The sequence below is a fragment of the uncultured Campylobacter sp. genome, assembly GCF_937890585.1.
GTDB lineage: Bacteria > Campylobacterota > Campylobacteria > Campylobacterales > Campylobacteraceae > Campylobacter_A.
This window is the reverse complement of record NZ_CALACG010000062.1, coordinates 1-7,336: the sequence shown is the minus strand read 5'-3', so window position 1 is coordinate 7,336 and position 7,336 is coordinate 1. Positions and strand designations below refer to the sequence as shown.

Genomic DNA, 7,336 nt, shown 5'->3' with positions numbered 1-7,336 from the left:
TAAGCTATCTTTAAAATAGTTAAAATGCGTGCAGCCAAGCACCAAAAAGTCAAATTTACTTAGATCAAATTTGCCTAGCTCTTCTTTTAGATATGACTTCACGTTTTCGCTCTCAAACTCAGCCTTTTCAGCGAAATTTACAAGGCGAGGCAGAGCTAGCAGCTCGGTTTTATCTTTTGCATTTAAATTTGTGATTAGCTCTTTTAGTTTTGCGCCATTTACGGTGACTGGAGTGGCGATGACAAGCGTTTTTAGGGCGTTATCATGGCTTAGATCGTGAGCCTTTTTTACAGCTGGCTCCATACCGATGATTGGCACGTTTAAATTTGCTCTAAGCTCTTTTATCGCCACGCTTGTAGCTGTGTTGCACGCTACTACGACAGCTTCTGCGCCATTTTCTATAAGAAATTTCACCGCATCAAAGCTAAATTTTAAAATTTCATCCCTGCTCTTTTGTCCGTATGGGACATTTTTCACGTCTGCGTAATATAAAAATTCATGCTCGCTAAGCTTGCTTAAAGCTTCGTTTAAGACGCTAAGTCCGCCAAGCCCCGAGTCAAATATACCTATCTTCATGCCCATCCTTAAAGCCTGCAATTATAGCAAATAATATCTTTGTAAGCCGTTTTTTATTATACTTTGGCTCATTTTAAAGTTGGAGCTAAATTTGGCAGTTGATAAGGTTATTTTCTATCTTTGCGCGACTTTGATCGCCATAAGTATCATTTTCTCACTATCTTTGCCAGTTTTTACAGTTTTATTTTTTAACTACGACGAATTTCACTTTTTCATCCGCCAGTTTGCAGTCGGCTGTATAGGAATTTTTCTCATGTGGTGGCTCTCAAGGCTCAATCCCGACAAAGCGCTCGTTTGGATAGGCTTTGGGCTTCTTATCTCGTGTGGTATCGCTATGGGGCTCATGCACGCCTTGCCAGCTTCGATGGTGACTGACTCTGGAGGTGCTAGACGCTGGATCAGACTGCCTGGCTTTTCACTTGCACCAGTTGAGTTTTTCAAAGTCGGTTTTGTCTATTTTTTAGCATGGAGCTTTACTAGAAAATTTAGCGACGGCAAGAGGACTTTGATGGCTGAGCTAAAGATACTTTTGCCTTATATTATTCTTTTTGGTATCGCTATCTTTCTTATCGCCGTTATGCAAAACGACCTTGGCCAGGTTGTAGTTTTGGCGCTTACTTTTGTGACGATGGCTCTTTTTGCAGGGGCTAGCGTTAGGCTCTTTGGCATAGGCATTGTTGGCGCTGCCTTTGTTATGACGGTGGCGATAGTTAGCTCAGAGCACAGAATTTTGCGTATAAAGTCATGGTGGGGCACGATACAAAACATGGTTCTCTCTTTCTTGCCAGATAGCGTGGCAAATGTGCTTAGAGTGGCAGACGCACCAGAGCCATATCAAATTTCTCACTCACTAAATGCAATTAAACACGGCGAGTTTTTTGGCGAGGGGCTTGGAGCTGGGATATTTAAGCTTGGCTTTTTAAGCGAGGTGCATACGGACTTTGTGCTAGCTGGCATAGCTGAAGAGGTCGGTGTTTTTGGCATTTTGTGCATCACAGCGATCTTTATCACGCTACTTTATAGGATATTTAGAATTTCGGCTAGGAGCGAAAACAAGGTCTATCACCTATTCTCACTTGGTATCGGGCTTATCTTGTCGTTTTCATTTTTGATGAATAGCTACGGCATCACATCGATCACGCCGATAAAAGGTATCGCTGTGCCATTTTTGAGCTATGGCGGTAGCTCCGTGCTTGCTATATGCATCGGCATCGGCATGGTCTTGATGGTTAGTAAAAAGGCGAAACTATGATAGTTATTTGTGGTGGTGGCACTGGAGGGCATTTGGCGATCGCTAGAAGCTTTTGTGAAGAGCTAAATGAGCGAGGTATAAAGCCTATTTTCATCGGTTCAACTAGCGGTCAGGATAAATTTTGGTTTGAAAATGATGATAAATTTGCAAAGAAATTCTTTTTACCAAGCAGTGGCGTCGTAAATAAAAGAGGCTTAGCAAAGCTAAAATCACTAACCAATATCATAAGCCTAGCTTTAAAATGCAGGCAAATTTTTAAAGAAAATGGCGTAAAAGCAGTCATCAGCGTGGGAGGCTACTCAGCAGCCCCAGCAGCCATAGCAGCCATCATCTCAAAAACGCCACTTTTCATCCACGAGCAAAATGCCATAACTGGCAAGCTAAATAAAATTTTAAAGCCATATGCAAAAGGCTTTTTTAGCTCTTATGATGAGCTCTCGCCCTGCCCTTACCCAGTGGCAAATAAATTTTTTGAAAATCAAAGAACAAGAGATCAGCTAAAAACTATACTATTTTTAGGTGGCTCACAAGGGGCAAAAGCGATAAATGAGCTAGCTATAAATTTAGCCCCATATCTTAAAGAAAAAAGTATAAAAATCATTCATCAATGCGGCAAAAACGCCCTTGATGAACTGAAAAAGAGATATGATGAGCTTGGATTTAGCGAGGCAAATTTAGAAATTTTTGACTTTAGCAAAGAGATAGAAAAGAAGATGAGCGAGGCTGATCTTGCCATATCAAGAGCTGGAGCTAGCTCGCTTTGGGAGCTTTGCGCAAATGCCCTGCCTTCTATCTTTGTGCCATTTCCTTATGCTGCTGGCAATCACCAGTTTTATAACGCTAAATTTCTAAAAGATAAAGGCATAGCTGAAATTTGCCTGCAAAATGGCGAAAATTTAGACAAAGACGAAGTCATAAAAATGATCGAGAGCTTTGATCTAAGCAAAAGCAGCAAAGCCCTAAAAGAGATCCTTTTGCCAAATGGGGCAAAAGAGATAATGGATAAAATTTTAAGCTAGATCTTCGCCTATGGCGTAGGCTTTTAGCTCTCGTAGCTCGTAAATGAGGTAGTGGTAGATAAGCTCGTTTGTCTTTAGGCTCTTGCCTGAAAGTACCGGCTTTATCATCTCGATGATCCTATCAGTTATGCCTGCGATCTCAACCAAAAGTAGCTCATCTCCCCTTTGTTTGGCAACCCTTATGCAGTTATAAAAAAATGTGTAGATAGTTTTAAAATTTTCCAAAACTACGTTTGAGACGATTTGAGAGTCGAGATGTAAAATTTTATTCATCCTATTTTGTAGTTCCATTAGCTCGGCAAGTAGCCCTCTTATCATTGCCGTGTCACCACTTCTTGAGAAGATACTCTTTTTCTTTTTTTTATTTTGTATCTGATATTCAGCGACTAAAATTTGCATGATATTTGAGATGTTTGTCAGGCTCTCTTGTAGGTTTTGATTAGTCTTTAGGCTCACTCCAGCCTTTTCTATCTTGTAGTATAGGCTTTTGTTTGTTTGGTCTAGGTATGAGCTAATGTTTTCGTAGTAATCTTCAGTATTAAAGACATTTTTAAAAAAACTGCCCTCGTCTGTTGTGCTGTAAAGTCTTTTTTTGATCTCTTCGACATTTTTATTAAAAGTAAGCGCATCGATCTTTGTCTCAGGCTCTACAACGCCGTTGTTTTCGATAACTTCCAAGTTTTTCTTAAGCGTATTTATCAGCTTTTCAATCTCATTAAAATCCATTTTGCCTCTTTGAAATTTTTGGCTATTTTACTATAAAAAGCTGAAGTTTTCGCTTGCAATTATTAAAAAGATATTTATACTTCTTTTAATAAAATATCTCAAAAAAGGAGCAAAAATGAATGGTGAAGTTTTTAACTCTTGCATTATCGTAGCCTCTATAAAGCAAGCATTAAAGTCAAATTTAGAGCTAAACTACAAAAGCGAAAAATATATAAAAAGCCTAGTTTTTGACTTTATCTTAGGTGATGAGCCAGAAAAAAGAGAGCAAGCTAGCATAAATGAGTGGTTTAAGCACGCCTTAAAGCTTGGGCTAAGCGACGTGAGATATGCCACAAATTTGAGCGTCACATCAGAGGAGCGCTCGCTGCAAGGCTTTTCAAACGTAAGCTACAAGTCTATTCTTTGCATTTATAAAAATAAAATGAGCTATCTCGTGCCTCACTGGAGCTTTGAAGAAGACAAAAAGGGCTGGGATATAGTCTATAAAGAATTTAGTCTAAATGGCATGCCAGAAATTCAAAAATTTAGCGATAACACTTTGGAGTTTAAAGATATCCTAACTAGGATCTCTAAATTTGCAGATGAGATAGAGTGTGAGAATTTTGGCGATTGCTTTAGGGAAGGGCTAAAAGCGCTAAACGAGCCAGAAAAGATAGAGCAAAATATCCTAAACGCTCCACTTATGCCAAAGCTAAATTTGGCTCTTTTTAATGCGGCAAGTGCAGCTGATGTCTTTGGTGGTATGGGCTCATGGAATGACGACGCAGCAGGCTGGGCGAAGCGTAAAAAGCGTGACAAAGAGTACGATGAGCTTAGCAGTGAGCTTTTTACGCAGATGCATAAAGCCACACTTTTTGCCATAAATGAGTGGTAGCTAGCCGTTTATCTGATAGATCTTTTTTCGCTGGCTTGAGCTGCCGATGTTTAGAATTTTGCGGTATTTGGTGATGGTTCGGCGAACGATTTGGATATTAAATTTAGCTTGGATTAGCTCTTGGATTTTTAGATCAGAAAGTGGCTTTTTGTGATCTTCATTTTTGATAAGCTCTAGCAAAAATTCCTTTATCGCAGCGTTTGAAGTCTCCTCGTCAAAGCCAGTTGCAAAGAAATTTTTAAGTGCGACCGTACCTCTTGGAGAGCTTAAGTATTTGTTTGCGATCGCTCTTGAGATGGTTGAAGGGTTGCGCCCTAGCTCGTCTGCTAGGTCTTTTAGCTTCATAGGCTTTATGTCGCCACCCAAAAAGTAATCATACTGATACTCAACTATCATGAGCCCTATCTTATAAAGTGTCGCCTTTCTCATCTCAAGGGCGTCTATGAGCTCGCTTGCCTCTTTTATGCGTGAGCTGACAAAGGCCTCTTTCTCGTCTAGCCCCTCAGTATCGACCAAAATTTCAGGATAATACTCGTCATTTATCTGCACACTTATGCCACTACTTGTGCTTAGCACGAAGATGTCAGGCACCGCCTCTTTTTCATCTTCAAGATACTCAATGGCTGGGGGATTTTTAAATTTCTTTATAATCTTTAGCGCGTCGTCATAGAATTTAAGCTTTCTAAGTTTTTCTATATTTTCAAAATTTAAGATGATCTTTCTTGCGCACTCTATGATCTCTTCACTTGCCTCTGCCTCGCTTAGCTGAAATAAAAAGCTCTCTTTCACATCCTTTGCACCCACACCACATGGCTCAAGGTAGGCAAATCTAGCCCTTACTCGCTCCACTTCGCTCTTGCAAAAGCCCGCAAAAATTTCATCATCATAAGAAAAATACCCCTCATCATCTAAACACTCAATGATCTTATATGCGATATCTTGGGACTTTTGCGTGGGGAAAAGTGGTGGATTTATCTGGCTAACGAGCTTTTCATAAAGGCTTTCTTTATATATGCTTAAAGCCTCGATGCTCTCACTTACTGAATTTTTACTGACCTGCTCGAAAAAATTTCGTTTTTTTTCGCTTTTTTCTAAATTTTTATGTTCGATCGTGGCAAATGGGTTCTCTTTTATAAAAGGCTCAAGCGTCTCTTTTAGCTCATCAAGCCCGCTTTGAAGGATAGGAAGCCAGCTTCGCAGCGTTTGGTTTAGTTTGATCTTTGGCGCTAAAGTTTGCTTTTGCCTTAGCATCATCTACTCAAGTAGCTTAAATTCTTCGCCAAGATAGTGCGTTCTAACGAGCTTATTGTTTGCCACTTCGCTCGCACTGCCGCTTGCTAGTAGTGAGCCATCTTTGATGACGTAGGCTCTGTCGCAAATGGCTAGCGTCTCACGGACGTTGTGGTCAGTTATCAAAACGCCGATGCCTAGCTTTTTAAGGTCTCTAACAATGCTCTGTATGTCGCTAACTGCGATAGGATCGACGCCTGCAAATGGCTCATCAAGCAGTAAAAATTTTGGCTTTATGATGAGACTTCTAGCGATCTCACAGCGTCTGCGCTCGCCGCCACTTAGACTAACGCCCTTTCTTAGACGGATAGGCTCGATGTTTAGCATATTTAGCATCTCATTTACTCTTTTAGAGATATCTTCTTTGCTTTGATTTAGTATTTCAGCGCCAAGGAGTAAATTTTCTTCGACGCTTAGCTCTTTAAATATGCTTGACTCTTGCGGCAAATAGCCAATACCAAGGTGCGCTCTTTTATGAAGCGGGACATTTGTGATCTTTTCATCGTTTAAAAAAACATCTCCACTAGTTGGCGAGATGAGCCCGCAGATCATATAAAAAGTGGTCGTCTTTCCAGCACCATTTGGCCCAAGAAGCCCCACCACTTCGCCACTATTTACCTCTAAAGATATGCCTTTTATGATCTCACTTTTTTTTATCGTCTTTTTTAGATCTTTTACTTCTAGTTTATGCACTTATAACCTCGTATTTTCTGCCATTTTTGCTAGGAGAAATTTTTACTAACGTATAGCTCTCGCCGTTTTTCTTTAGAGCTTTTTCTAAATTTTCATCGCCCCACTCTACTAGATGAAGCCCCTCTTCAAATAAATTTTCAAAAAGGCCGTTTTTTGCCATCCCGTCAAATCCGATCTGATAAATGTCGTAGTGGTAGATATCTTTGCCGTAAATTTGCATCAAAGAAAATGTCGGCGACGTCACGCTATCTTCTATGCCGTGCGCCTTGATGATCGCCTTTACAAGAGTCGTTTTGCCACTTGCTAGATCGCCACTTAGTAGCACCACGCCACTTTTTGGCAGCACCTGCACAAGCTCATTAAGCTCATTTTCTAAAAGCTCAAAAACCATCAAAGCTCTTTTACATATTCGCTCTGGGCGCTTTTTGGTATGCTTTTTGTAGTTGGGATCGCTAGCACCTCATATCTCGCCTCACGAGCTAGAAATTTGATGGTGATCACGTCGCCTATCTTTACATCTTTTGCCGCTTTTGCCTGCACGCCGTTTATGCTCACAACTCCGCTTTTGCACATATCTTCGCTAACAGCACGCCTTTTGGTGATATTTACTACGTTTAAAAATTTATCTACTCTCATGCGGCGGATTTTAACAAAAATAGCCTTAAATTTTTAATCCTTTAGATATTTTAAAAGCTCTTTTAAATTTAGAGGTATGACGCTGCCATGGGTTTCATTTTTAAAAAGCTCAAAGTGAGAATTTACCCCACTTTGCTTTAAAATCCTAGCCAGATCACTCGCCTTTAAAATGTCAGCTTTGTCAGTTTTGCCCTTTCTCTTTTCAAGCTCGCCAACGCTAAGAAAGACAAATTTGGCTTTTATTTTCTCTTTAAATTTATCCCCACTCAC

The 7,336-nt window shown here is 40.2% G+C and carries 9 protein-coding genes and 1 pseudogene; 3 read left to right on the top strand and 7 right to left on the bottom strand.

The annotated features are described in order from the left end of the window. A partial coding sequence (gene murI / locus Q0296_RS01640; RefSeq protein WP_298035884.1) for a glutamate racemase occupies positions 1-576 on the bottom strand: 576 nt, incomplete at its 3' end. 91 nt (positions 577-667) lie between these two features. Here murI and Q0296_RS01635 point away from each other — a divergent pair. Together Q0296_RS01635 and murG are read left to right on the top strand one after the other, a co-directional pair. After that, positions 668-1,828, top strand: a complete 1,161-nt coding sequence (locus tag Q0296_RS01635; RefSeq protein ID WP_298035882.1) for an FtsW/RodA/SpoVE family cell cycle protein — start codon at positions 668-670, stop codon at positions 1,826-1,828. After that, positions 1,825-2,847: an undecaprenyldiphospho-muramoylpentapeptide beta-N-acetylglucosaminyltransferase gene (gene murG / locus Q0296_RS01630; protein ID WP_298035881.1), complete on the top strand. Its 1,023-nt coding sequence runs from the start codon at positions 1,825-1,827 to the stop codon at positions 2,845-2,847. The genes Q0296_RS01635 and murG overlap by 4 nt, the downstream gene beginning before the upstream one ends. On the opposite strand, the gene Q0296_RS01625 is transcribed toward murG, so the two are convergent. Beyond that, positions 2,839-3,573, bottom strand: a complete 735-nt coding sequence (locus Q0296_RS01625; protein ID WP_298035879.1) for an imidazole glycerol phosphate synthase — start codon at positions 3,571-3,573, stop codon at positions 2,839-2,841. The two genes, murG and Q0296_RS01625, sit on opposite strands and share 9 nt — an antisense overlap. 115 nt (positions 3,574-3,688) lie before the next feature. On the opposite strand from Q0296_RS01625, the gene Q0296_RS01620 reads away from it, so the two are divergent. After that, positions 3,689-4,447 (top strand): RNA polymerase subunit sigma, encoded by a 759-nt coding sequence (locus tag Q0296_RS01620; protein WP_298035877.1) that lies wholly within the window; start codon positions 3,689-3,691, stop codon positions 4,445-4,447. Here the strand turns inward: Q0296_RS01620 and Q0296_RS01615 are convergent, their stop codons facing one another. The 5 genes and pseudogenes from Q0296_RS01615 to Q0296_RS01595 all read right to left on the bottom strand — a co-directional run. Further along, on the bottom strand, positions 4,448-5,698 hold the full coding sequence (locus Q0296_RS01615; RefSeq protein ID WP_298035886.1) for an RNA polymerase factor sigma-54: 1,251 nt from the start codon (positions 5,696-5,698) through the stop codon (positions 4,448-4,450). It lies immediately after the preceding gene. Between the two features lie 3 nt (positions 5,699-5,701). Continuing rightward, positions 5,702-6,430: an LPS export ABC transporter ATP-binding protein gene (lptB, locus tag Q0296_RS01610; protein ID WP_002940487.1), complete on the bottom strand. Its 729-nt coding sequence runs from the start codon at positions 6,428-6,430 to the stop codon at positions 5,702-5,704. Next, positions 6,423-6,821, bottom strand: coding sequence for a tRNA (adenosine(37)-N6)-threonylcarbamoyltransferase complex ATPase subunit type 1 TsaE (gene tsaE, locus Q0296_RS01605; protein ID WP_021084620.1), 399 nt, complete (start codon positions 6,819-6,821; stop codon positions 6,423-6,425). The genes lptB and tsaE overlap by 8 nt, the downstream gene beginning before the upstream one ends. Continuing rightward, on the bottom strand, positions 6,821-7,066 hold the full coding sequence (locus Q0296_RS01600) for an RNA-binding S4 domain-containing protein (protein WP_002940508.1): 246 nt from the start codon (positions 7,064-7,066) through the stop codon (positions 6,821-6,823). The genes tsaE and Q0296_RS01600 overlap by 1 nt, the downstream gene beginning before the upstream one ends. Positions 7,067-7,099: 33 nt before the next feature. Then, positions 7,100-7,336 (bottom strand): annotated as a pseudogene (locus tag Q0296_RS01595) (alpha/beta hydrolase); the annotation flags it as partial.

Coding starts and splice junctions, on each gene's coding strand:
- murG (WP_298035881.1), top strand. CDS start 1,825: ATGATAGTTATTTGTGGTGGTGGCACTGGAGGGCATTTGGCGATCGCT.
- Q0296_RS01625 (WP_298035879.1), bottom strand. CDS start 3,573: ATGGATTTTAATGAGATTGAAAAGCTGATAAATACGCTTAAGAAAAAC.
- Q0296_RS01620 (WP_298035877.1), top strand. CDS start 3,689: ATGAATGGTGAAGTTTTTAACTCTTGCATTATCGTAGCCTCTATAAAG.
- Q0296_RS01615 (WP_298035886.1), bottom strand. CDS start 5,698: ATGCTAAGGCAAAAGCAAACTTTAGCGCCAAAGATCAAACTAAACCAA.
- tsaE (WP_021084620.1), bottom strand. CDS start 6,821: ATGGTTTTTGAGCTTTTAGAAAATGAGCTTAATGAGCTTGTGCAGGTG.
- Q0296_RS01600 (WP_002940508.1), bottom strand. CDS start 7,066: ATGAGAGTAGATAAATTTTTAAACGTAGTAAATATCACCAAAAGGCGT.